At 74.2% G+C, this 22,879-nt stretch carries 21 protein-coding genes; 15 read left to right on the forward strand and 6 right to left on the reverse strand.

Translation table 11 applies throughout. The features are described 5' to 3' along the window. Positions 1-103: 103 nt before the first annotated feature. The gene (locus tag CP982_RS22945; RefSeq protein ID WP_372503519.1) at positions 104-859 is read right to left on the reverse strand and encodes an SLATT domain-containing protein; all 756 of its coding nucleotides are present in this window, start codon (positions 857-859) and stop codon (positions 104-106) included. A gap of 313 nt (positions 860-1,172) precedes the next feature. On the opposite strand from CP982_RS22945, the gene CP982_RS22950 reads away from it, so the two are divergent. From CP982_RS22950 to CP982_RS22990, 9 genes are all read left to right on the forward strand, one after another. Next, positions 1,173-1,514, forward strand: coding sequence for a YbaB/EbfC family nucleoid-associated protein (locus CP982_RS22950; RefSeq protein WP_150512247.1), 342 nt, complete (start codon positions 1,173-1,175; stop codon positions 1,512-1,514). 103 nt (positions 1,515-1,617) lie between these two features. After that, a complete protein-coding gene (recR, locus tag CP982_RS22955; RefSeq protein ID WP_150512248.1) occupies positions 1,618-2,217 on the forward strand; it encodes a recombination mediator RecR in 600 nt (199 codons plus the stop codon). Next, positions 2,210-2,890 (forward strand): DUF5063 domain-containing protein, encoded by a 681-nt coding sequence (locus tag CP982_RS22960; protein WP_051855490.1) that lies wholly within the window; start codon positions 2,210-2,212, stop codon positions 2,888-2,890. Before recR ends, CP982_RS22960 begins: the two co-directional genes overlap by 8 nt. A 75-nt stretch (positions 2,891-2,965) precedes the next feature. After that, positions 2,966-3,283, forward strand: a complete 318-nt coding sequence (locus tag CP982_RS22965) for a trypco2 family protein (protein WP_150512249.1) — start codon at positions 2,966-2,968, stop codon at positions 3,281-3,283. A gap of 6 nt (positions 3,284-3,289) precedes the next feature. Then, positions 3,290-5,938, forward strand: a complete 2,649-nt coding sequence (locus tag CP982_RS22970) for a tetratricopeptide repeat protein (protein WP_150512250.1) — start codon at positions 3,290-3,292, stop codon at positions 5,936-5,938. 236 nt (positions 5,939-6,174) lie between these two features. Next, on the forward strand, positions 6,175-7,446 hold the full coding sequence (locus CP982_RS22975; RefSeq protein ID WP_150512251.1) for an aspartate kinase: 1,272 nt from the start codon (positions 6,175-6,177) through the stop codon (positions 7,444-7,446). Then, positions 7,443-8,501 carry an aspartate-semialdehyde dehydrogenase gene (locus CP982_RS22980; RefSeq protein WP_150512252.1) on the forward strand — a complete coding sequence of 353 codons (1,059 nt, stop codon included), beginning with the start codon at positions 7,443-7,445 and terminating at the stop codon, positions 8,499-8,501. The genes CP982_RS22975 and CP982_RS22980 overlap by 4 nt, the downstream gene beginning before the upstream one ends. 441 nt (positions 8,502-8,942) lie before the next feature. Next, on the forward strand, positions 8,943-9,596 hold the full coding sequence (locus CP982_RS22985) for a SigE family RNA polymerase sigma factor (RefSeq protein ID WP_150512253.1): 654 nt from the start codon (positions 8,943-8,945) through the stop codon (positions 9,594-9,596). Continuing rightward, positions 9,593-10,846, forward strand: coding sequence for a hypothetical protein (locus CP982_RS22990; RefSeq protein WP_229878963.1), 1,254 nt, complete (start codon positions 9,593-9,595; stop codon positions 10,844-10,846). Before CP982_RS22985 ends, CP982_RS22990 begins: the two co-directional genes overlap by 4 nt. Positions 10,847-10,892: 46 nt before the next feature. Here the strand turns inward: CP982_RS22990 and CP982_RS22995 are convergent, their stop codons facing one another. Both CP982_RS22995 and CP982_RS23000 read right to left on the reverse strand, forming a co-directional pair. Beyond that, positions 10,893-11,681, reverse strand: coding sequence for an SURF1 family protein (locus tag CP982_RS22995; protein WP_150512254.1), 789 nt, complete (start codon positions 11,679-11,681; stop codon positions 10,893-10,895). Positions 11,682-11,738: 57 nt separating this feature from the next. Continuing rightward, a complete protein-coding gene (locus tag CP982_RS23000; RefSeq protein WP_221515011.1) occupies positions 11,739-13,598 on the reverse strand; it encodes a S9 family peptidase in 1,860 nt (619 codons plus the stop codon). Between the two features lie 70 nt (positions 13,599-13,668). On the opposite strand from CP982_RS23000, the gene CP982_RS23005 reads away from it, so the two are divergent. After that, the gene (locus tag CP982_RS23005) at positions 13,669-14,499 is read left to right on the forward strand and encodes a class I SAM-dependent methyltransferase (protein WP_150512255.1); all 831 of its coding nucleotides are present in this window, start codon (positions 13,669-13,671) and stop codon (positions 14,497-14,499) included. Here CP982_RS23005 and CP982_RS23010 read toward each other — a convergent pair. Then, a complete protein-coding gene (locus tag CP982_RS23010; protein WP_150512256.1) occupies positions 14,496-15,080 on the reverse strand; it encodes a hypothetical protein in 585 nt (194 codons plus the stop codon). The two genes, CP982_RS23005 and CP982_RS23010, sit on opposite strands and share 4 nt — an antisense overlap. Before the next feature lie 173 nt (positions 15,081-15,253). On the opposite strand from CP982_RS23010, the gene CP982_RS23015 reads away from it, so the two are divergent. Continuing rightward, positions 15,254-17,002, forward strand: coding sequence for a sensor histidine kinase (locus CP982_RS23015; protein WP_150512257.1), 1,749 nt, complete (start codon positions 15,254-15,256; stop codon positions 17,000-17,002). Positions 17,003-17,030: 28 nt separating this feature from the next. Here the strand turns inward: CP982_RS23015 and CP982_RS23020 are convergent, their stop codons facing one another. Beyond that, positions 17,031-17,747 (reverse strand): response regulator, encoded by a 717-nt coding sequence (locus CP982_RS23020; protein ID WP_150512258.1) that lies wholly within the window; start codon positions 17,745-17,747, stop codon positions 17,031-17,033. 384 nt (positions 17,748-18,131) lie between these two features. Between CP982_RS23020 and CP982_RS23025 the strand changes: the two genes are divergently transcribed. The 3 genes from CP982_RS23025 to cobM all read left to right on the forward strand — a co-directional run bounded on the left by CP982_RS23025 (position 18,132) and on the right by cobM (position 20,947). Beyond that, positions 18,132-18,638 (forward strand): hypothetical protein, encoded by a 507-nt coding sequence (locus CP982_RS23025; RefSeq protein ID WP_150512259.1) that lies wholly within the window; start codon positions 18,132-18,134, stop codon positions 18,636-18,638. A 285-nt stretch (positions 18,639-18,923) separates the two neighbouring features. Next, positions 18,924-20,201 (forward strand): precorrin-6y C5,15-methyltransferase (decarboxylating) subunit CbiE, encoded by a 1,278-nt coding sequence (gene cbiE, locus CP982_RS23030; protein ID WP_150512260.1) that lies wholly within the window; start codon positions 18,924-18,926, stop codon positions 20,199-20,201. Then, positions 20,198-20,947, forward strand: coding sequence for a precorrin-4 C(11)-methyltransferase (cobM, locus tag CP982_RS23035; RefSeq protein WP_150512261.1), 750 nt, complete (start codon positions 20,198-20,200; stop codon positions 20,945-20,947). The genes cbiE and cobM overlap by 4 nt, the downstream gene beginning before the upstream one ends. Positions 20,948-20,969: 22 nt before the next feature. On the opposite strand, the gene CP982_RS23040 is transcribed toward cobM, so the two are convergent. After that, entirely contained in the window at positions 20,970-22,094 is a 1,125-nt protein-coding gene (locus CP982_RS23040; RefSeq protein ID WP_150512262.1) for a cobalt-precorrin-5B (C(1))-methyltransferase, read from the reverse strand. Between the two features lie 30 nt (positions 22,095-22,124). Between CP982_RS23040 and CP982_RS23045 the strand changes: the two genes are divergently transcribed. Further along, positions 22,125-22,877, forward strand: a complete 753-nt coding sequence (locus tag CP982_RS23045) for a cobalt-precorrin-6A reductase (protein ID WP_150512263.1) — start codon at positions 22,125-22,127, stop codon at positions 22,875-22,877. Positions 22,878-22,879 lie beyond the last annotated feature (2 nt).

A 22,879-nucleotide genomic window follows, 5' to 3' on the forward strand; every position in this document is an offset into this window, starting at 1 on the left:
GCTGTGGGCAGCTGGTCCGCCCAGAGGGCGGAACGGGTGGGCACAGCCCAGGTGCCGCCCAGCCATGCAGCCGGGCCCCGCCGGCCACCGGGGCGCCCTCGCCTCACCGGGGCTCAGGGGGGCGCTGCCGGGGCATGTTCGGCCGGGCCCCCGGTGGCAGGGGGAAACGGCCCGGGGCCCCGCCGGGCTCGCGGGCGGGGCCGGGGGCGGGGCCGCCCCCGCCGGACTGCATGGCGAGCGGCGCGGCCCCCGCGCCGAACTCCACCATCCAGTCCACGGTCTCGGCCCGCACCAGCTCCGTCACGTCGTCGGAGAACCTCCGCAGCACCCCGAGACACCGCTCCGCCGCCTCGCTCGCGGTCCCCTCCGTCGGCCCGAGCACCTCCCGCACGCTCTCCGACGCCCAGTCGAACTGCAGCACCTGCAACCGCCGCTGCACGGCCTGCGCGGTGGCGACGTCCCTTATCCACCCGGACGTGAAGCCGAAGTACCGGTCGCACCCCACGCACGCGACCCCGGCGAGCAGCGAAACGAATCCCCACGTGGCCGAGGCGCCCACCGCCCCGGTGAGGTCGAGCAGCGGAAGGACCCCGGCCCCGAGCGCCCCGAGCGCGGCGCCGCCGCGCAGGAGCCGGGCCCCGCGCCGCTTGCGGACGCGGTCGCGCAGGTACCACCCGGCGGTGTCGAGCGCACCCCGCTCCACCCACCGGTACAGCTCGTCGAGCCGCGCCGCGGGCTCGCCCCAGTCGCCCGTGGGGAACTCCCGGCCGCCCGGGGCGCCCCCGAGCCCGCCACCCGCGCCGCCCGGCGCCCCCGCCCCGGCCTCGTGCCCGTCATGGGGCACCCCCTCAGGCTGCATCTCCGGCTGGTGGTGGCTCACCCGGCACTCCCTCGGCTTCCGCATAAGTTCCGCATAAGTGACGCAACGTAATGGACGGTGCCTCTGCGCGAGCACAAGTCCTACCGCCCAATGGGTGGCTATGCGGCCGTTTTCACGGCTTTTCCGCCTGGAAGGGGAGCTTGATCAGGTATAGGAGCGCGGTCGATCTCACCCGAAAGAGTGCCGCCGGGAGTGCCGGGGCGCGCGCCCCGGTCACCACGTAGGCTCGTGCCAGGCGTCAACCCGCCCGACAAGCACGTCGTACGCACTCGATCGACACCAGGAGCTGATCGTGATCCCCGGTGGTGGACAGCCCAACATGCAGCAGCTGCTCCAGCAGGCCCAGAAGATGCAGCAGGACCTCGCGAAGGCACAGGAGGAGCTGGCGCGCACCGAGGTCGAAGGCCAGGCGGGCGGCGGCCTCGTCAAGGCCACGGTCACCGGCTCCGGTGAGCTGCGCGCCCTCGCGATCGACCCGAAGGCGGTCGACCCGGAGGACACGGAGACCCTCGCGGACCTGGTCGTGGCCGCCGTGCACGCGGCGAACGAGAACGCGCAGGCGCTCCAGCAGCAGAAGCTCGGCCCGCTGGCCCAGGGACTCGGCGGCGGCGGCATCCCCGGCCTGCCGTTCTAATCGCCGTTACCTTCAAAGTCGCCCGGCGGCCAACTACGGTACGTATCAAAGCCCCCTGACCCCCGAACACTGACCCCGGAAAACCCGCAGGAAAGGCAGTCCGTTGTACGAAGGCGTGGTCCAGGACCTCATCGACGAATTGGGCAGGCTGCCCGGCGTCGGTCCCAAGAGCGCGCAGCGGATCGCCTTCCACATCCTCCAGGCGGAGCCCACGGACGTGCGGCGCCTCGCGCATGCGCTCCTGGAGGTGAAGGAGAAGGTCCGCTTCTGCGCGACCTGCGGGAACGTGGCGCAGGAGGAGCTCTGCAACATCTGCCGCGACCCCCGTCGGGACCCCGCGGTCATCTGCGTGGTCGAGGAGCCCAAGGACGTCGTGGCGATCGAGCGGACCCGTGAGTTCCGGGGCCGGTACCACGTGCTCGGCGGCGCCATCAGCCCCATCGAGGGCGTGGGCCCCGACGACCTGCGCATACGGGAACTCCTCGCGCGCCTCGCCGACGGCACCGTCATCGAGCTGATCCTCGCGACGGACCCGAACCTGGAGGGCGAGGCCACGGCGACGTACCTCGCGCGCATGATCAAGCCGATGGGCCTGAAGGTCACCCGCCTGGCCAGCGGACTCCCTGTCGGGGGAGATCTGGAATACGCGGACGAGGTCACCCTGGGCCGCGCTTTCGAGGGGAGACGACTCCTAGATGTCTAAGTCACCTGAGCCCCAGCCGAAGACGCTGGTGCACGCCGCGTCCCAGGACCCGGACGACTTCGCGGTCCAGATCTCCGACCAGATCGAGAGCTTCATCGTCGCGGTCACGGAGGTCGCCCGGGGCGACGAGCCGGACTCGGCCGTCCCCTTCCTCCTCCTGGAGGTCTCCCAGCTGCTCCTGGCCGGGGGCCGCCTCGGCGCGCACGAGGACATCGTCCCCGACGAGCGCTACGAGCCGGACCTGGGCCCGGAGGGCGACGTGGACGAGCTCCGCGAGCGCCTGGCCGTCCTCCTCGACCCGATCGACGTCTACTCCGAGGTCTTCGACCCGTACGAGCCGCGCAAGGCCCCGGTGGCCTGCCGCATCTCCGACGACCTGGCCGACGTCGTCACCGACCTCCGCCACGGCCTGGCCCACTACCGCGAGGGCCGCACCACGGAGGCCCTGTGGTGGTGGCAGTTCTCCTACTTCTCCAACTGGGGCGCCACGGCGTCGGCGTCCCTGCGCGCCCTCCAGTCCCTGGTCGCCCACGTCCGCCTGAACCAGCCCCTGGAGGACCTCAACGGCCTCGACACCGACCAGGACCTCACGGACGAGACCCTGGAAGAGGCCGCGGGCAAGGTCATGGCCGAGGAGATCGCCGGGCCCCTGGGCCTGCGCCCGGTCCAGTAATCCGCTTCCCGGCTCCCCCGGCGGGGCGTGGCGTTACGCTGCGCACTACTGCCGTGCGGTGAGGGGGGCTTGCTTGTGGCGGACGAGACATCCTGGGCGGGACTCGCGGAGGCGATCGGCGCGGTGCGCGCGGAGCTGCTCCGGGCGGAGGAAGCGGGCCGGAACGAGAGCGTGCGGTTCCGCACCGGCCCCGTGGAGCTGGAGTTCTCCGTCGACGTCCGCAAGGAGGGCGAGGCACGGGCGAAGGTCTTCGTGCTCCCCTTCGGGGCGGAGGCGAAGGGGTCCCGCTCGACCGGTACGACCCACCGCCTCAAGGTGACCCTCCAGCCGGTGGACGACGCGGGCGAGGACCGCCTCATCGGCGACCGTGACGCGCAGGGGCGCCCTCGGTAGCGCGCGATGGACGTACGACGGGTCGTCGAGCTGTGGAATCCGGACGCGGGCCTCTCCGGCACCGGCTACCTCGTCGCGGACCGCCTGGTCCTGACGGCGCTCCATAACGTGCGCGGCGCCGGAGCGGCGGAGGTCAGACCGCTCGGGAGCGACGCGTGGGCGCGGGCCGAGGTGCTCTGGCCCGCCGCGGACGCCGGCGCACCCGACGCGGCGCTGCTCCGGATCGTGGACACCCGGTGGACGCCGCCCGGGGGAGAGCCGGTGCGGTGGGGCAGGATCGACGCGGCGGCGCCCCCGGCGGAGGGCCGGCTCCCCTGTCTCGCCGTGGGCCTGCCCCGCTCGGAGGCGCGCGACGGCCTCCGTGACACCAAGGAGATCCGCGGCCACGTCGAGGCCCTGACGGGCCTGAAGGCGGACGGCGTCATCACCGTCCACGTCGACCGGGCGGCGGCACCGAGCAAGGGCGAGGGGCGCTGGGCGGGGGCCTCGGGAGCCGCGCTCTTCTGCCGGGGACGGATCATCGGCGTCCTCACCGCGGACCGGGCCCGTGACTACGAGGCGAACCAGCTCACGGCGGTGTCGGTGGAGTCGCTCGCGGCCCGGCCCGGCTTCGCGCGGGCGGTGGGGGAGCTGCTCCTGGAGACCCTGACCGCGGAGCTTCCGTACGGGCGGACGGCGTACGACATCGAGGCCCCGCCCGGCCTCAACAACCTGCCCGAGCTGCCGTCCCGGCACTTCGTGGGCCGCGAGGACGTGCTCGCCGAGCTGGAGCGGGCCCTGGCCGGGGACTCCCAGACCATCACGCAGACGCTGCACGGCCTGGGCGGTGTCGGCAAGACGACCTTGGCGTTGCACTACGCCCACGCGCACGTGGGGACGTACCGCCTGGTGTGGTGGATCCGCTCGGACAGCCGCGAACTGATCGAGGCGAGCCTCGCCGCCCTCGCCCTGCGCGTCCAGGGGGCCGCCGCCTCGGACCTCACCACCACCCAGGCAGCCGACTGGGCCGTCGGCTGGCTCCAGACGCACCCGGGCTGGCTCCTGGTGTTCGACAACGTGGAGCGGCCTCAGGTCGCGGCGGCGGTGACGGGGCAACTGCGGTCCTCCGGGCGGTACTTGATCACCAGTCGCTACCGGAGCGGCTGGGCGGGCGCCCCGATCGCCCTGCCGGTCCTGGACGAGGGCGCGTCCCTCGACCTGCTCGCCCGGCTCACGGACGACGGCGAGGCCGGGGCCGAGGCGCGGGCCCTCGCCGAGGAACTCGGCCATCTGCCCCTGGCGTTGGAGCAGGCGGGTGCCTTCGTGGCGCAGACCGGGAGCACGCTGGGCGAGTACCGGCTCATGCTCCGGCGGCATCCGGAGCGCACGACGGCCGCCGCGCCCGGCGGTACGGACCCGATGCGGACCGTGGCCCGGATCTGGCGCATCACTCTCGACGCCGTGCACGCCAAGGACCCCCGCGCGGTGGACCTCCTGCGCATGGCCGCGTGGTGCGCGCCCACGGACATCCCCCGGGAGCTCTTCACGGAGGTGGTCGAAGACCCGCTGGACCTGGCCCAGGCCCTGGGGCTGCTCGCCGACTACAACCTGATCTCGCTGGAGCGGCAGACGCTGGGCGTGCACCGCCTCGTGCAGCGGGTGGCGCGCACGGCGTCGCCCGAGGATCCGCACCGGGCGCCGGAGCGCATCACGGAGGCGCGGGACAGGGCCGCGGCGGCGCTGCGGCGCGTCCTTCCGCTGGACCCCCGTCTCAACGTCGCGGGCTGGCCCGAGTGGAGGCGTCTGCTGCCCCATGTCGAAGCGCTCCTGGACGCGGTCGACCCCGCCGACGACACCGAGGACACCGACTTCGCCCTCAACGAGTGGGCGCAGTACCTGGCGGGGCAGGAGCAGCGGGGCCGGGCCATCGCGCTCCTGCGCCGTTCCGTGGCCGCTTCGTCCCGTCTGTTCGGCGAGAAGCACGCCAGCACGCTGACCGCGTACAACAACCTCGCGAGCGCGTACGAGTCGGCGGGGGAGCTGGACGAGGCGATCGCGCTCCTGGAGCGGACGCTGACGGCCCGGATCGAAGTGAGCGGCGACGACGACCCGAACACGCTCATCGTGCGCAACAACCTCGCGAGTGCCTATCAGACGGCGGGGGACCTGGAGCGCGCGACGCCGCTGCACGAGCGGAACCTGTCCGACCGCATGCGTCTCCTGGGCTCCGACCATCTGAGCACGCTGCTCTCGCGCAACAACCTCGCGGACGCGTATCTGCTGGCGGGGCAGCTGGCCCGGGCGGCCCCGATGTTCGAGGAGGCCCTGGCCGGCTGCCTGCGCGTGCTGGGCGGCGACCACCCCTTCACCCACGTCGTGCGCAGCAACGTCGCGTACTGCTGCGAGGCCGCGGGGGACCTGGAGCGCGCGGTGGCCCTGCTTGAGCAGACGGCCGCCGACCGCGTCCGGACGCTGGGCGGGGAGCATCCGGACGCGTTGCGGTCACAGCTGCACCTCGCGCGTGCCTACCGGGCGGCGGGCGACCTGCCGCGGGCGACCGCGCTCCTTGAGCGGACGCTGGACGTCTGTGCCCGGGCCCTGGGCGAGGGCCACCCGGTGACGACGCACGCGCGGAGCAGTCTGGCCGAGGCCCTGGAGCAGGCCGCCTCCTCATAGCCACAGCTCCCCCGTGCGATCCCGCGCGCCCCTGTGACCCACCCCACTTTCCGGCGTGCTCCGCTCCGCAGCGGGCAGTGGAGTCCCCGGAGCGGCCGGAGGACAAGGAGCCATCGGTGATCACGACGTGAGCGGGACATCTCACGATCTGATACTGCCGGGGCTGAATTCGGCCGCTCGTTAGACTGAGCCGACCGCCGTGGGCGGGAAGAGACGTAACTGAGCGAGGAGCGCACGTGGGCCTTGTCGTGCAGAAGTACGGAGGCTCCTCCGTAGCCGATGCCGAGGGCATCAAGCGGGTCGCCAAGCGCATCGTCGACGCCAAGAAGAACGGCCACCAGGTGGTCGTCGTGGTGTCGGCGATGGGTGACACGACGGATGAGTTGATCGATCTTGCCGGGCAGGTGTCGCCGATCCCTGCCGGGCGCGAATTCGACATGCTGCTGACCGCCGGAGAGCGGATCTCCATGGCCCTGCTGGCCATGGCGATCAAAAACCTGGGCCACGAGGCCCAGTCGTTCACGGGCAGTCAGGCCGGTGTCATCACCGACTCGGTCCACAACAAGGCCCGGATCATCGATGTGACGCCGGGCCGCATCCGGACCGCGCTCGACGAGGGCAACATCGCCATCGTCGCCGGGTTCCAGGGCGTGAGCCAGGACAAGAAGGACATCACGACCCTGGGTCGCGGTGGGTCCGACACCACCGCCGTCGCCCTCGCCGCCGCGCTCGACGCGGAGGTGTGCGAGATCTACACGGACGTGGACGGCGTCTTCACCGCCGACCCGCGCGTCGTGAAGAAGGCCCGGAAGATCGACTGGATCAGCTTCGGGGACATGCTGGAGCTGGCCAGCTCCGGGTCCAAGGTGCTCCTCCACCGCTGTGTGGAGTACGCGCGCCGCTACAACATCCCGATCCACGTGCGGTCCTCCTTCAGTGGGCTGCAGGGCACGTGGGTCAGCAACGAACCGCAAGGGGACCGCAAGGTGGAGCAGGCGATCATCTCTGGTGTCGCGCACGACACGTCCGAGGCCAAGATCACGGTCGTGGGCGTGCCGGACAAGCCGGGCGAGGCCGCCGCGATCTTCCGCGCCGTCGCCGACGCCCAGATCAATCTCGACATGATCGTCCAGAACGTGTCGGCCGCCGCGACGGGCCTCACCGACATCTCCTTCACGCTGCCCAAGGCCGAGGGCCGCAAGGCCATCGACGCCCTGGAGAAGACGAAGGCGGGCGTCGGCTTCGACTCCCTGCGCTACGACGACCAGATCGCGAAGATCTCCCTGGTCGGCGCGGGCATGAAGACGAACCCCGGCGTCACCGCCACGTTCTTCGAGGCGCTGACGGACGCGGGCGTGAACATCGAGCTGATCTCGACCTCCGAGATCCGCATCTCCGTGGTCACCCGCGCCGAGGACGTCAACGAGGCCGTGCGCGCCGTGCACACCGCCTTCGGACTCGACTCCGACTCGGACGAAGCCGTGGTCTATGGAGGCACCGGGCGATGAACCGCAAGCCGACGCTCGCGGTCGTCGGGGCGACCGGAGCCGTCGGCTCGGTGATGCTCCAGATCCTGTCGCAGCACGCCGACATCTGGGGCGAGATCAGGCTCGTCGCCTCCCCGCGCTCGGCCGGCCGCAAGCTGGCCGTGCGCGGGGAGGAGGTCGAGGTCCTCGCGCTGGGCGAGGACGTCTTCGAGGGCGTCGACGTCGCCATGTTCGACGTGCCCGACGAGGTGGCGGCCCAGTGGGCGCCCATCGCCGCCTCGCGGGGCGTCGTCGTGGTCGACAACTCCGCCGCCTTCCGGCTCGACCCGGACGTCCCGCTGGTCGTGCCGGAGGTCAATCCGCACGCCGCGCGCCTGCGCCCGCGCGGCATCATCGCCAACCCGAACTGCACCACCCTCTCGATGATCGTGGCCATCGGCGCGCTGCACGCCGAGTTCGGCCTGCGGGAGCTGGTGGTGTCGTCGTACCAGGCCGTCAGCGGGGCCGGGCGGGACGGCGTGGACACGCTGCGGCGCCAGCTCAAGCTCGTCGCGGACAGCGACCTCGGCACCGGGCCCGGCGACCTGCGCCGCGCCGTCGGCGACGACACCGGGCCCTTCCCGGAGCCCGTCGCCCTGAACGTGGTGCCCTGGGTCGGCTCCGTACGCGACGACGGCTGGTCGTCGGAGGAGATGAAGGTCCGGAACGAGTCCCGGAAGATCCTCGGCCTGCCGGACCTGAAGGCCGCGGTCACCTGCGTACGGGTGCCGGTCGTCACGACGCACTCGCTGACCGTCCACGCGCGCTTCGAGCGCGAGGTGACCGTCGCCAGGGCCCGGGAGATCCTCGCCACCGCGCCCGGGGTCGTCCTGTTCGACGACCCCGCCGCCGGTGAGTTCCCGACGCCCGCCGACGCAGTCGGCACCGACCCCACCTGGGTCGGGCGGCTCCGGCGCGCCCTGGACGACCCGGCCGCGCTCGAACTCTTCGTGTGCGGGGACAACTTGCGCAAGGGCGCCGCGCTGAACACGGTGCAGATCGCGGAGCTGGTGGCGGGGGAGTTCCCGGGCGCCTGAGCGGGCACCCGAGCGTGCGCCTGAGCCGACGGCCGGGCGGGCGCCTGTGCGGTGTGCCTGTGCGGTGTGCCCGAAGGGCGGCTCCCGGGGGCAGATCCGGCTGCCCGAAAGGCTCCCCGAAGCGGAGCGGCCTGTAGGAGCTGTGTAAGTTCTGTGTCCGATCTCTGGTCCAGACCGCTTGAACTGGGGCGTCCGCGCGTTCGAAGATTCGGCTTCCGGCCGCTGCAACCGACCGGGCGGCACAGGCGTCTTCGCCGTCGCCCTTCCGGTGGGCGGCCTGAACGCTGCGAAAAGCAATTGGGGCATAGGGGAAGAGCTGGTACGCATGGGGGCTTTTGACGCACCGTGGAGAGCGGTGGCTGTGAGGCACGCCGCGCCCGCGGTGCCGAACGCCATGCCTGACGCGTACAACCCTGATGGGGGGAAGCGTGTCCAACAGGCGTGGCAGAGGTACTCGAATTCACCGCGAGCGGCGCGGCGGCACTACGACCGTCCCGCCGTCCTCGCGTACCCGGCGGCATGCCGGTGATCGCCCCCATGCCCGTGACGCGGCCCGCCCGCATTCCGACGCAGCGCGAGGGCGATGAGGTGGCCGTGACCGCGGGCACCACCGTCGACCACCTCACCGAGACGTATCGCGCCCACTACCGGTCGCTGCTCGGCCTCGCCGCCCTGCTCCTCGACGACACCGCGTCGTGCGAGGACGTCGTGCAGGAGGCGTTCATCCGGGTCCACTCCGCGCGCAAGCGCGTCCGCGACCCCGAGAAGACCCTCGCGTATCTGCGCCAGACCGTGGTGAACCTCTCCCGGTCCGCGCTGCGTCGGCGCATCCTCGGTCTGAAGCTCCTGACCAAGCCGATGCCCGACATGGCGAGTGCCGAGGAGGGCGCGTACGACCAGCTGGAGCGCGACGAGCTGATCAAGGCCATGCGCGGTCTGCAGCGCCGTCAGCGCGAGGTCCTCGTCCTGCGGTACTTCGCGGACATGACCGAGGCCCAGGTCGCCGAGACGCTCGGCATATCGCTCGGCTCGGTCAAGGCCTACGGCTCGCGCGGCATCGCAGCGCTGCGCATCGCCATGGAGGCCCCGGCATGAGCGGAACGGGCGACATGGGCAAGCACCACGAGCACGAGCACGACGCTGGGAACGACACGGTGAAGCACGGGCCGGGCGACGGCGACCGACTCGACCACGGACACGACGTACCGGACGCCTCGCACGCGTCGAGCACGCCGAGCGCGCCGGACGTCACGGAGCGGCTGCGCGGCCTCGGGCGGCTGACCGCCGTCGGCGGCCCCGACGCGCTCGGCGGCCCCGACGCCCCCGGCGGGCTCGCCGACGACGAGCTGGCGCTGCGGCAGCTGCTGCGCACCGCCGTCCAGGACATCGAGCCGGGCGACGCGGCCCTGGAGAAGCTCCGGCACGCGGTGCCCGCCCGCCGGACCCGCAAGCGGCAGGCCTTCGTCGGGGCGGCCGCCGTGGTCCTCTTCGCGGCCACCGCCGTGCCCGCGCTCGTGCACGTCACCCGCTCGTCGGGCGACTCCGACGCGCGGCCGTCCATCGCGGGCGCGGGCAACAGCCAGCACAGCCAGGGCGGCAGCAGCGAGGGCAAGGGCACCGACCGCCCCGGCAAGGAGACCGGCGGCGGCAAGGAGAAGAAGGAGAAGAAGAGGGACAAGGACAAGGGCGGAAAGGGCAAGGAGAAGGGCGGCAAGGGCAAGGGCGAGACCGGCAGGGGCGGCGCCACCGGCGGCACCGAGCCGGACGACCAGGGCACCGACGCCGTCAGCTCGCCCGCCTGCGACGCCTCCCAGCTCGGCGCCTCCGGCTCCGTGGGGCCCGCCGACGCCGACGGCAAGGTCTACGGCACCTTCCGCGTCGCCAACGTCTCCGGCGACAGCTGCACGGTCGACAGCGCGGGCGCCGTGGCCGCCACCGCCCAGGGCGCCACCAGCCCCTCGGACATCAACGTCGTCGACCACACCCCGGGCGACGGCACCGGACTGCCCGACCCGGCCCAGGAGGCCAGCTCGCTCGTGCTCAAGCCCGGCGCGTCGTACGAGGTGCGCTTCGCCTGGGTGCCCTCGGAGCAGTGCCCGTCCGACGGCGGCGAGCCCACGCCGAACCCGTCCCCGTCCGACAACGGCGCGGGCGGCACGGGCTCGGAGGGCGGCACCGGGGACAGCGGCGGCGTGACGCCCCAGCTGGTCCGCGAGGACGTCGCCAAGGACGGCAGCGTCGCGGTGTCCCTCACGGCGGACGCGGGCGGCCCGTCGGCGGACGCGACGGTGACGAACGCGTGCTCGGGCACGGTCTACAAGACCGGGGTGCTTCCCGCGGAGTGACGCACCGCGAAGGGGCCGCCGGGGTTTCCCCTCGGCGGCCGGGCCCTCAGGTGGTGGAGGGCTGCGGAGCCTCCGGCTCCGGCACCAGGCCGAGCGCGGCGTCCCGGGCGGACTCCCGCTCGCGCCGGAACAGGCGGAACCACATGAAGACCACGAACCCCGCGAACACGAACCACTCGCCCGTGTAGCCCAGGTTCTGGAACGCCTTGATGTCCAGGCCCGAGTCCTCCGGCGCGGCCGCGGGGACCGGCCGCAGCCCGTCGGCGCCCCGCTCAAGCGTGACCCAGGCGTCGTACACGTCGTCCGGTACGAGGTTCACCAGGGACGCCGCGCTGATCATGCCGACCTGGCCCGTGGGCAGGCCGCCCGCCGTGCGCACACCGTCCGAGCTGGGGCTCTCCGAGGCCTGGAGCGCGCCGGTGACGGTGACCTCGCCCTTCGGCGGTGCGGGCGCCTTCGCCGCGTCGGCCTCGCCGGGCAGCCAGCCGCGCACGACCGGCAGCGACTTGCCGCCGTCGGTGCGCAGGAGCGTGAGCACGTAGTACCCGCTCTTGTCGTCCAACGTGCGGTCAGGGACGAGGAGTTGCTTGCCGTACCGGCCGGTCGCGGTCGTCCGCTCGCCGGACGTCTCCCGGTCCACGGGCAGCAGACCGGCCAGCGGCCGCGCCTTCGCGCTCGTGTCGACGGTGGTCCGCTGCTTGGCGTCCTCGTGGTCCTGCGCGCGGTCCTGGAAGCGGCTCAGCTGCCAGGAACCCATGAACAGGCACAGCGGAATGGCCAGCGCGACGAAGACATTGATCCCCCACCAGCGGGGGGTCAGCAGGAACCGGTACACGCCTTCCACGGTACGGGGCGCTCCGGGGCGGGCCGTCCCCGGGGCGCCCCGCGCGGGCTACCGCAGGTGGCGGGCCGCGAAGTCCAGCTCCAGGGCGACCTGCTTGATGCGCTCGTCGACGACGAGGGAGCCGTGGCCCGCGTCGTAGCGGTACACCTCGTGGACGGCGGCGCGCCCTGCGAGGCGGTCGACGTAGTTCTCCACCTGGCGGATGGGGCAGCGCGGGTCGTTCACCCCCGCGGAGATGTAGACCGGGGCCTTGACCGCGTCCACGTACGTCAGCGGGGAGGAGGCCTCGAAGCGCTCGGGCACCTCCTCCGGCGTCCCGCCGAAGAGGGTGCGGTCCATCGCCTTCAGGGCCTCCATCTCGTCGTGGTACGCCGTCACGTAGTCCGCGACGGGGACCGCGGCGAGGCCGAGCGCCCAGGCGTCGGGCTGGGTGCCGAGGCCGAGGAGCGTGAGATAGCCGCCCCAGGAGCCGCCGGAGAGGATCAGCCGGTCCGGGTCGGCGAGGCCGGAGGCGACGGCCCAGTCCCGCACCGCCGCGATGTCCTCCAGCTCGATGAGGCCGACGCGGTGCTTGAGGGCGTCGGTCCACTCGCGGCCGTACCCCGTGGAGCCGCGGTAGTTGACCCGGACCACCGCGTACCCGTGGTCGATCCAGGCGGCGGGGCCCGCCGCGAAGGAGTCGCTGTCGTGCCAGGTGGGGCCGCCGTGCACCTCGAAGACCGTGGGCAGCGGGCCCGTGGCCCCGGCCGGCTTCTGGACCAGGGCGTGGACGCGGCCGCCGGGGCCCTCCACCCACGCGTCCTCCACCGGCACCGACGCGGGCGCCTTCGGACCCGGCGGGTCCAGGACGACCCGGCCGGAGGTGGAGCGCAGGACGGGCGGCTCGGCGGCCGACGACCACATGTACTCCACGGTGCCGTCCGGGCGTGCCGTCGCGCCGGACACCGAGCCGCGCGGGGTCTCGACGCGGGTCAGCTCGCGGGTGGCCAGGTCGTACCGCCACAGGTCGCCGCGGGCCTCGAAGTCGTGTGCGACGAGCAGCGCGGAGCCGTCGGGATACCACTCCGCCGACACGTCGCCCGGCAGGTCGAGGGCCAGGTCCGTCTCCTCGCCCGACGCCACGTCCCAGACCATCGGCTCCCAGCGGCCGCGGCGCTGGTGGCCGACCAGGAGCCGGGTGTCCCCGTCGACCGGCGCGAAGCCGAGGCACTCCAGGCCGAGCTCGACCTCGCCGCCCTTGCTGTCGTCCAGGTCGGCGACCACCGAGCCGTCCAGGCGCAGGACGCGCAGGGCGGAGTGCATCGCGTCGCCGTGCTCGGTGTGCTCGACGACGATCAGGGAGCCGTCGTGCGAGAGGTCGCCGACGCCCGCGGACTCGCGGTGGCGGTAGATCTCGACGGGCTCGGCGCCCGGGGCCGCGTCGGGGCGCACGACGTGGACCGTCGAGCCGTCCTCGTCCGTGGAGCGGCCCACCACGACCGTGCGGCCGTCCCGGCCGAGGGCGAGCCCGGCCGGATAGGAGGGGGCGAGGCCGGGCACGGCGGCCTCGTCGGCGCCGCCGGTGAAGGGCTGGCGGCGCCACACCCCGAACTCGTCCCCGTCCTTGTCGTCGAACCACCAGATCCAGTGGCCGTCGGGGGTCAGGAGGCCGTCCGTCGTGCCGTTCGCCCGGTCGGTGACCTGGCGCTGGGCGCCGGTCGCGCGGTCCCAGGCGTACAGCTCGTACGTCCCCGTCGCGTTCGACACGAACAGGGAGCGGTCCGGGGCGTCCTCCGCCCAGTCCGGCAGGGAGACGCGCGGCGCGCGGAAGCGCTTCTCCCAGTCGGGCGTCACGGCGCCCCCTGCGTCGCTTCCGGCTCCCGCGTCGCTTCCGGTTCCTGCGTCCACCTGCTTGCCCGTCTCACTCATGGCCCCATAGTGCCTGGCTCTCCCCGCAATCCGCTGGCGAGGGTCCCAGGCCTGTGGATAACTTTCGGGCATGTACACACCGAACCCCGCCGACTGGCGCGAGTCCAACCGGCGGCGCTGGGACGAGCGTGTGCCGATCCACCTGGCCAGCGACTACTACGACCTCGCCGCCTTCCGCGCGGGCAAGGACCCGCTGCGCGCCTTCGAACGCGCCGAGATCGGCGACGTCACCGGCCGCTCGCTGCTGCACCTCCAGTGCCACATCGGCCTCGACACCCTCTCCTGGGCGCGGCACGGCGCCGCCCGCGTCGTCGGCCTCGACTTCTCCGAACCCGCCGTGGAGGCCGCCCGCGGCCTCGCCGCCGAGCTGGGCCTCACCCAGGACCGGGCGGCGTTCGTCGCGGCCGACGTGTACGACGCCGCCGAGGCCGTGCCGGACTCCTCGTACGACATCGTCTACACCGGTGTCGGCGCCCTGTGCTGGCTGCCCGACATCCGGCGCTGGGCCGAGACCGCCGCCTCGCTCGTCGCGCCCGGCGGCTTCCTCTACCTCGCCGAGTTCCACCCCCTCACGGACGTCCTCGACGACGCCACCGGCACGCGGATCGAGCACGACTACTTCGCGCGCGACCCGTGGGTCGAGGACGGGCCCGGCGGGTACGCCGACGGGGACGCCGTCACCGTCCACAACCGCAGCGTGGAGTGGCAGCACCCCGTCGGCGAGGTCGTCACGGCCCTCGCGCGGGCGGGCCTGCGCGTCGACTTCCTGCACGAGCACGACGTGACCCTCTTCCGGAGGTTCGCCGCGCTCGAACCGCGCGACGGCCTCTACCGCTATCCGGCCACCAGCCCGCGCGTGCCGCTGATGTACTCCCTGAAGGCCGGGAAGCCGCGCGCCTAGGCCGGGTGCAGCCAGGCCTCCCGCGGCGGCGTCCCGAACTCGCCGAGCTTCGTGCACGACCAGGCCCGAAGGACCTCGTGCGCGGCCCCGTCGCCCGCCACCGCCGTCGGCGTCGTGACCACGACGTCCGTGCCGTGCCGGGCCAGGAGCAGGTCCCGCAGGCGCGTCGCCACGCGTCTGCGGCGGTGCTCCGGAAGGACCATCAGCTCCACGAGCAGGAACAGGCGGCCCGCGGCCGCCGCGCCCGTCGCCGCGGGCGGCAGGACGTCGCGCAGGGCCGTGAGGTCCGGGGTGTCCGGGGCGGCGCGGTAGCCGTACAGACAGCCGACGAGGCCCGTGGCGGAGTCGGCCGCCACCATGTCGAAGTCCCGCTCCTGCACGTGCCGTTCGAACCTCGCCAGGAACTCGGCGCGCTCCTGCCCCCTGATCCTGTACGCGCCCTGCCCCCGGCTCACGTCCCGGTCGTGGACCTGCTCTTGATGCGGGGTCTGTTCGTGGCACGCCGTGTACACGGTCGCCACGTCCTCGCGCTGCTGCTCCGCCTGCCAACGTGACAGCCGCCGCAAGAACACCTCTGCCATCCGCGCCTCCCCCTACGCCTGGGTCAGCATGGTGACAGCACGAGCCGCCACGCGGAACCTGCCCCGGCGGGGCTTCTCCCGGGGTTCCTCTCCGCGGGGCCCTGCCGAGCGGCTACCGTGAGCGTCGGAACGCGGGGCGGGGCACGTGCACGTCTGCTCGGGTGGAGGAGCCGATGGGCCAGCAAGGCGCGGGCGGCGGCCAGCAGTTGACGCGCTTGCGTCTCGACGAGCTGCTCGAGGAACTCGCGGCACGGATCGGCACGGTCCGCGGCACCCGCGACCGTCTGCACAGCCTCCTGGAGGCGGTCCTGTCGGTCGGCCGCGAGCTGGACCTGGCCCAGGTGCTCAGACGGATCGTGGAGACGGCCGTCGCGCTCGTGGACGCCGAGTACGGCGCGCTCGGCGTGATCGGCCAGGGCCGCATGCTCGACGAGTTCCTGCCGGTGGGCATCAGCGACGAACTGCGCGCGCAGATCGGTGACCTGCCCTCCGGGCACGGCCTGCTCGGGGAGCTGATCCGCAACCCCGAGCCGCTGCGGCTCGCGGAGCTGTCCGAGCACCCGGCGTCCTCCGGGTTCCCGGCGCACCACCCGCCGATGCACTCGTTCCTCGGCGTACCGATCCGCGTACGGGACAAGGTCTTCGGCAATCTGTACCTGACGGAGAAGCACGGCGGCGCCGAGTTCGACGCCGAGGACGAGTCGGTGCTCTCCACGCTCGCCGTCGCGGCGGGCGTGGCCGTGGAGAACGCCCGCCTGTACGAGGAGGCCCGGCTGCGCGAGCGCTGGCTCCAGGCCAGCGCGGAGGTCACCAGCGCCCTGCTGTCGGGCGCGCCCCAGGCCCAGGTCCTGAAGCTGATGGCGGAGCGGGCCAGGGAGCTGACGTCGGCGGAGCTGGGGGTGATCGAACTGGTCGAGGGCGACGGCGAGTTGCGCGTCGTCATCGCCATCGGCGAGCGCGCGCGGGCCCACCAGGGCGCCACCCTGCCGCGCCGGGGCACCTTCGCGGGCGCCGCCCTTGACGCCCAGGCGCTGGTGTCCGCCACCGACGTGCGCAAGGACCCGCGGGTCACGTTCAAGGCGGACCGGTGGGAGGGGCTCGGGGCGGCCGTGGCCGTGCCCATGAGCACGCGCGACGACGTACGGGGCGTCCTGCTGCTCGCCCGCAGCGCCGGGCGCCCCGGCTTCTCCGAGGCGGAGACCACGCCCCTGACGGGCTTCGCGGGGCAGGCCGCGCTGGCCCTCGAACTCGCCGACCGGCGGCGCGACGCCGAGCAGATGAGCCTCCTGGAGGACCGCGACCGGATCGCCCGCGACCTGCACGACCTGGCGATCCAGCGGCTCTTCGCGACGGGCATGACGCTGCAGAGCGTGCAGCGCTTCGTCGAGCACCCCGGCGCCGCGGAACGGCTGCGCCGGGCCGTCGACGACCTGGACGCCACCATCAAGATCATCCGGTCCACCATCTTCGGCCTGCGCGACCACGAGGCGCCCGGCGGCGCGGCGGGCCTGCGCGTGCGCGTGGTGCGGGCCGTCGAGGACGCGGCCGGGGCGCTCGGCTTCACGCCCGCGCTGCGGATGGAGGGCCTGATCGACACGGACGTACCGCGCGAGGTCGCCGACGACGTGGTCGCCGTGCTGAACGAGGCGCTCGCCAACGTCGCGCGGCACGCGCGGGCCCACCGCGCGGAGGTCTCCCTCACGGTCCGCGAGGGCGCGCTCGAACTCGCCGTCGCCGACGACGGCGTGGGCATCGCGCGGCCCGGGGAGCCCGCGCCCGAGCCGCTGGACGCGGAGCACGGCGCGGGCCTGCGCAACCTCGCGGAGCGGGCCGGGCGCCTCGGCGGAAGCCTCGGGGTGCGGGCCGGGGAACGCCGGGGGACGCGCCTCGAATGGCAGGTCCCGCTGCGGCGCGCGTCCTAGCGCCCGGCCCCGGGGCCCGCCCGGTGGGTCAGCGCTCCCTGCTCCGCGGCGCCGTGGGGGGCGTCACCTGGGCCGCGAGGACCGCCGCCTGGACCCGGCGCTCCACGCCCAGCTTCGCCAGCATGCGGGAGATGTGGTTCTTGACGGTCTTCTCGGAGAGGTAGAGCCGCTCGCCTATCTGGCGGTTGGTGAGGCCCTCGCCGACGAGCGCGAGGATGGCGCGCTCCCGGTCGTTGAGGGCGGCGATGCGCGCGTCCTCGGGCGGCGGCGCGTCCCCGGGGCCGCGCAGGGACCGCATGAGCCGGGCCGTCGTCGCCGGGTCGAGCAGCGACTGCCCGGACGCCACGGTCCGTACGGCCGTGACCAGGTCGGAGCCCTTGATCTGCTTCAGCACGTACCCGGCGGCGCCCGCCATGATCGCGTCGAGCAGCGCGTCCTCGTCGTCGAACGACGTGAGCATCAGACACGCCAGGTCCGGCATCAGCGAGCGCAGTTCGCGGCAGACCCTGATGCCGTCGCCGTCGGGGAGGCGGACGTCGAGCACCGCCACGTCGGGGCGGAGGGCGGGGCCGCGCACCAGCGCCTGCGCGCCGGTCCCGGCGTCGCCGACCACCTCGATGTCGGGTTCGCCCTCCAGGAGGTCGCGCAGCCCTCTGCGGACGACCTCGTGGTCGTCCAGGAGGAAGACCCGGATGGGGGCCTTTCGCTCCGCGGGCGGTCGGTCCGCCGCGGCGGGTGTGTTCATCACTGCCCCCTGCGTTCGCCGCGATCTCCGTGGTGTGGCCCTTACGAGGGTGGCGGTAAGGGCTTACTCCTGCCAGGGGCCGAACGGCCCGCCGCGACGGCGAAGGGGGTACCGACCGGCCCCGGGAGGGGGCCGGTCGGCCCTCGCGATACCCCTACCCCGCAGGGCATCTTGGTGCCTGGGCGGCCCCTGACCCAGGTCCCGGCGCCCGAGACGGCGACGCCGTTCCGGGACCGTCACCAGGTGCGGCACGGCTGAGGACGTGGCCGGCGAACACCGCACCCCGCCTGCGCGGTCGCAGGGGAGCGGCCGCGCAGGCGCCGCCCCGGGCCGCGCGCGGGCCCTCTGATAGCTTCCCGGAAAGACAAAGGGAGGCAAAGCGCCATGTCACCGGATCCCCTCCAGGAGCACAACTTCGTCTCCCTGATGGGCATCGTCCTCATCGCCCTGGTCGCCGTCACGTCGCTCGTGGCGTACGCCTGGGTGTGCGTGGCCAGGCGCCGACCCGCCCTGCCGGCGGCCCTGCGGGCCGGTGCCGCCCTGTGCGCGGCGGGCGCCACCGGGGTCTACGCCTGGGGGGCCGTCCAGCTGCTCCGCTTCGACATAACCGTGCACGCCGAGGCCTGTCGGCAGGCCGTGGGCGCGAGCCGCGCCTCGCGCGTCGACGGCTATGAAGCGACCTACTTCCCGCTGCGGTTCGGCTGTCACGTCGCGGGCGACGGCACGTACACCGCGGGCGTGCCCGGCTGGCTGAACCCCACCGCCCTCGCCCTCGGCCTGGGCACCGTCGCCCTCGTGATCGCCGCGGCTGCGGCTTCGCCGGACTTCCGCGAGCGGTGCGCACGCCGCCTGCGGGCGCTGTCCCCTGCCCCGTTCGGCGAGCATTCCTGAGGCGTGCCCTCGCGGGGCGCCCCTGACCCGCCCCTTCCCGATCCGGGGACTGCCGCCCCCGTACCCCCGCCTTTTCGGCGCTCCGCGCCTCGTCCTCAAACGCCGGACGGGCTGAAACTGTCGCCGGTCGCGGCAGGGATCTCAGCCCCTCCGGCGTTTGAGGAGCGGGGGTCTGGGGGCGGAGCCCCCAGGTCGGGAAGGGGCGGGTCAGGGGCGCCCCGCGAGGGAACGCGCGGCCCCAGTAAAGTGCGCCTCCGTTGCCCCCGAGTCACGAGGTACCGCGCAGTGATCCGCCCCGACCCAGCCCCACCCGCCCCCGTCGCCGTCGTGGGGCTCGGTGCCGACGGCTGGGAGGGCGTCCCGGAGGCGGCCAGGGACGCGCTGCGCGCGGCGGACGTGCTGATCGGCGGCCCCCGCCAGCTCGCGCTGCTTCCGCCGGACTGCGGCGGCGAGCGGATCGCCTGGCCGTCACCGCTGCGCCCGGCCGTACCGCGGCTGCTCGCCGCGCACGCGGGCCGCGCGATCGCCGTGCTCGCCAGTGGCGACCCGATGTTCTACGGGATCGGGCGCGCCCTCACCGAGGAGCTGGGCCCCGGCGCGCTGCGCGTCCTGCCGCACCCCTCCTCCGTGTCGTACGCCTGCGCCCGGCTCGGCTGGCCCGCGGAGGACGTCGAGGTCGTCACGCTCGTGGGGCGGAAGCCCGGGCGGCTCGCCGCGGCCCTGCACGACGGGCGCCGCCTGCTCGTCCTCAGCGCGGGCGCCGCCACCCCGGCCGAGGTCGCGGCCCTGCTGCGGGACCGCGGCTTCGGGCCCAGCCGGATGCGGGTCCTGGAGCAACTCGGCGGCCCGGCCGAGCGGATGACCGACGCGGCCGCCGCCGACGCGTGGGCGCTGCCGCCGGGGGACGCCCTCAACGTCGTCGCCGTCGAGTGCCGCCGCGCCCCGGACGCCCTGCGGCTCGGCGCGGTCCCGGGCCTGCCGGACGCGGCGTACGAGCACGACGGGCAGCTCACCAAGCGGCACGTCCGCGCCGCCACGCTCGGCGCGCTCGCGCCCGCCCCCGGCGAGCTCCTGTGGGACATCGGCGGCGGCTCCGGCTCGATCGCCGTGGAGTGGCTGCGCACCCATCCGTCGTGCCGGGCCGTCACCGTCGAGCGCGACCCCGTGCGGGCCGAGCGCATCGGCCGCAACGCCGAGCGGCTCGGCGTACCGGGCCTCGGGGTCGTCACGGGCGCCGCGCCCGCGGCGCTCGGCGAACTGCCCCGGCCCGACGCCGTCTTCATCGGTGGCGGGCTCACCGCCCCCGGGCTTCTCGACGCCTGCTGGCGGGCGCTGCCCGCGGGGGGCCGCCTCGTCGCCAACACCGTGACGCTGGAGTCCGAGGCGCTGCTCGCCGACGCCTACCGGCGCCACGGCGGCGACCTGGTGCGGCTCGCCGTCGCCCACGCCGTGCCCGTCGGCGGCTTCACCGGCTGGCGCCAGGCCATGCCGGTGACCCAGTGGGCCGTACAGAAGACCGCAGACACAGCAGACGCAGCAGGAACAGCGGGAGCAGAGCTATGACCGTGTACTTCATCGGCGCCGGACCCGGTGCCGCCGACCTCATCACGGTGCGCGGCGCCCGGACGCTCGCCGCCTGCCGGGTCTGTCTGTACGCGGGCAGCCTGGTGCCGCGCGAACTGCTCGCCGAATGCCCGCCGGACGCCCGCCTGGTGGACACCGCGCGGCTCGACCTGGACGAGATCGTCGCCGAGTTGACCCGCGCCCACGAGGAGGGGCACGACGTCGCCCGGCTGCACTCCGGGGACCCGTCGGTGTTCAGCGCGGTCGCCGAGCAGATGCGGCGGCTCGACGCGGCCGGGGTGCCCTACGAGGTCGTCCCGGGCGTGCCCGCCTTCGCCGCCGCGGCCGCGGCTCTGAAGCGGGAGCTGACCGTGCCGACCGTCGGCCAGACCGTGATCCTGACCCGGATCGCGCAGCGCGCCACGGCCATGCCCGAGGGCGAGGACCTGGCGACGCTCGGCCGCAGCGGCGCGCTGATCGTGCTGCACCTGGCCGCCGGCTACGTGGACCGCGTGGTCGAGGAGCTGCTTCCGCACTACGGCGCCGACTGCCCCGCCGCCGTCGTCGCGTACGCCTCACGGCCCGAGGAACTGGTCCTGCGCGGCACCCTCGACGAGATCGCGGGGCAGGTGAAGGCCGCGGGCGTCGTACGGACCGCCGTGATCATGGTGGGGCGGACGCTCGGAGCCGAGCAGTTCCGCGACAGCCACCTCTACTCGGCCGAACGCGACCGCCACACCTGCTAGGCGACGCGCGTCGGGCCCGTCCTCAGCCGCTGGCCGGGCTCGATCTGCCCACCACCGTGCCCGCGCGGTCGACGCAGATGACGTCCACGACCACCGGCGCGCCGCGCAGCACCGCGAGCGCCTGGTCACGGGCCTCACGGGCCACCAGGTCGCCGAGCGGCACCCCGGCCGCCGCGCACAGCTGGAGGGCCGCAAGGCCGGTGTTGGCGGTCGCGACCCGCTCGGCGAGGTCCTCGTCCGCGCCGCCGCGGCGGGCCAGGGCGGCGAGGAAGCCCTTGTCGACCTGGGAGCGGGCGGAGTGCAGGTCGAGATGGCCGGCGGCGAGCTTGGAGAGCTTCGCGAAGCCGCCGCAGACGGTCAGGCGGTCCACCGGGTGGCGGCGGACGTACTTCAGGACGGCGCCCGCGAAATCGCCCATGTCGAGCAGGGCGTCCTCGGGCAGGTCGTACTCGGCGACGACCGTGCGCTCCGACGTCGACCCGGTGCACCCGGCGACGTGCGTGCGCCCGGCCGCCCGCGCCACGTCCACGCCCCGCCGGATGGAGTCGATCCACGCCGAGCAGGAGTACGGCACGACGATGCCGGTGGTGCCGAGGATGGACAGGCCGCCGAGGATGCCGAGCCGCGGGTTCCAGGTGGAGCGGGCGATCTCCTCGCCGTGGTCGACGGAGACGGTGATCTCGACGTCGCCGCTGCCGCCGTGGGCCGCCGCGACCCGCGCGACGTGGTCCCGCATCAGCTGCCGGGGCACGGGGTTCACGGCCGGTTCGCCGACGGGCAGGGGAAGGCCAGGGCGGGTGACCGTGCCCACGCCGGGGCCCGCCCTGAAGACGACCCCGGACCCGGCGGGAAGGCGCCGCACCGTGGCCCGGATCAGCGCGCCGTGCGTGACGTCGGGGTCGTCGCCCGCGTCCTTCACGACCCCCGCCATCGCGCGGCCCGCCGTCAGCTCCTCGGCCGCGAGCGCGAAGGACGGCGTCTGCCCCTTGGGCAGCGTGATCGTCACCGGGTCGGGGAACGCGCCGGTGAGCAGCGCGGTGTACGCGGCCGTCGTGGCCGCCGTCGCACAGGAGCCGGTGGTCCAGCCGGGCCGCAGACCGGTGTGCTTGAGTTGGGCGCCGCGGCCGCCCTTGGCCTCGCTGCTCATGCCTCGCTCTTCCGAAGGGAACCGGCTTTCGTGCACATCCTCATCCTCGGCGGGACCACCGAGGCCCGTCGCCTCGCCGAGCACCTGGCGGACGGGGCGCCGCGAGGGCTGCGCGTGACGAACTCCCTGGCCGGACGCGTCGCCGCGCCCCGGCTTCCGCCCGGCGAGGTGCGCGTGGGCGGCTTCGGCGGGCCCGAGGGCCTGGCCGCGTGGCTGCGCGCGCACGCGGTGGACGCGCTCATCGACGCCACCCACCCCTTCGCCGGGACCATCAGCTTCAACGCGGCGCGGGCCGCCGCCGCGGCCCATGTTCCCCTGCTGGCGCTGCGCCGCCCCGGCTGGGTGCCGGTGGCGGGGGACGACTGGCACGCGGCGGCCTCCCTGGAGGAGGCCGCGGAGCTGCTGCCCGCGCTCGGCGCCCGGGTGTTCCTGACCACGGGCCGGATGGGCCTCGCGGCCTTCGCGGCCCTGGACCGGCAGTGGTTCCTGGTCCGGTCCGTGGACGCGCCCGAGCCACCGCACCCGCCCCGGATGGAGGTGCTCCTCGACCGGGGCCCCTTCACCCTCGAAGGGGAGCGGGAGCTGCTGCGCCGCCACCGCGTCGACGTCCTGGTCACCAAGGACAGCGGGGGCGCCGCCACCGCGCCGAAGCTGACGGCCGCCCGCGAGGCGGGGCTCCCCGTGGTCGTGGTCCGCAGGCCGCCGGTGCCCGAGGGGGTCCCGGTGGTGGCGGACCCCGCGGCGGCGGCCCGCTGGCTCACGGACCGCCTCGACAGGGCCTGACC

Source organism: Streptomyces spectabilis (assembly GCF_008704795.1).
GTDB lineage: Bacteria > Actinomycetota > Actinomycetes > Streptomycetales > Streptomycetaceae > Streptomyces > Streptomyces spectabilis.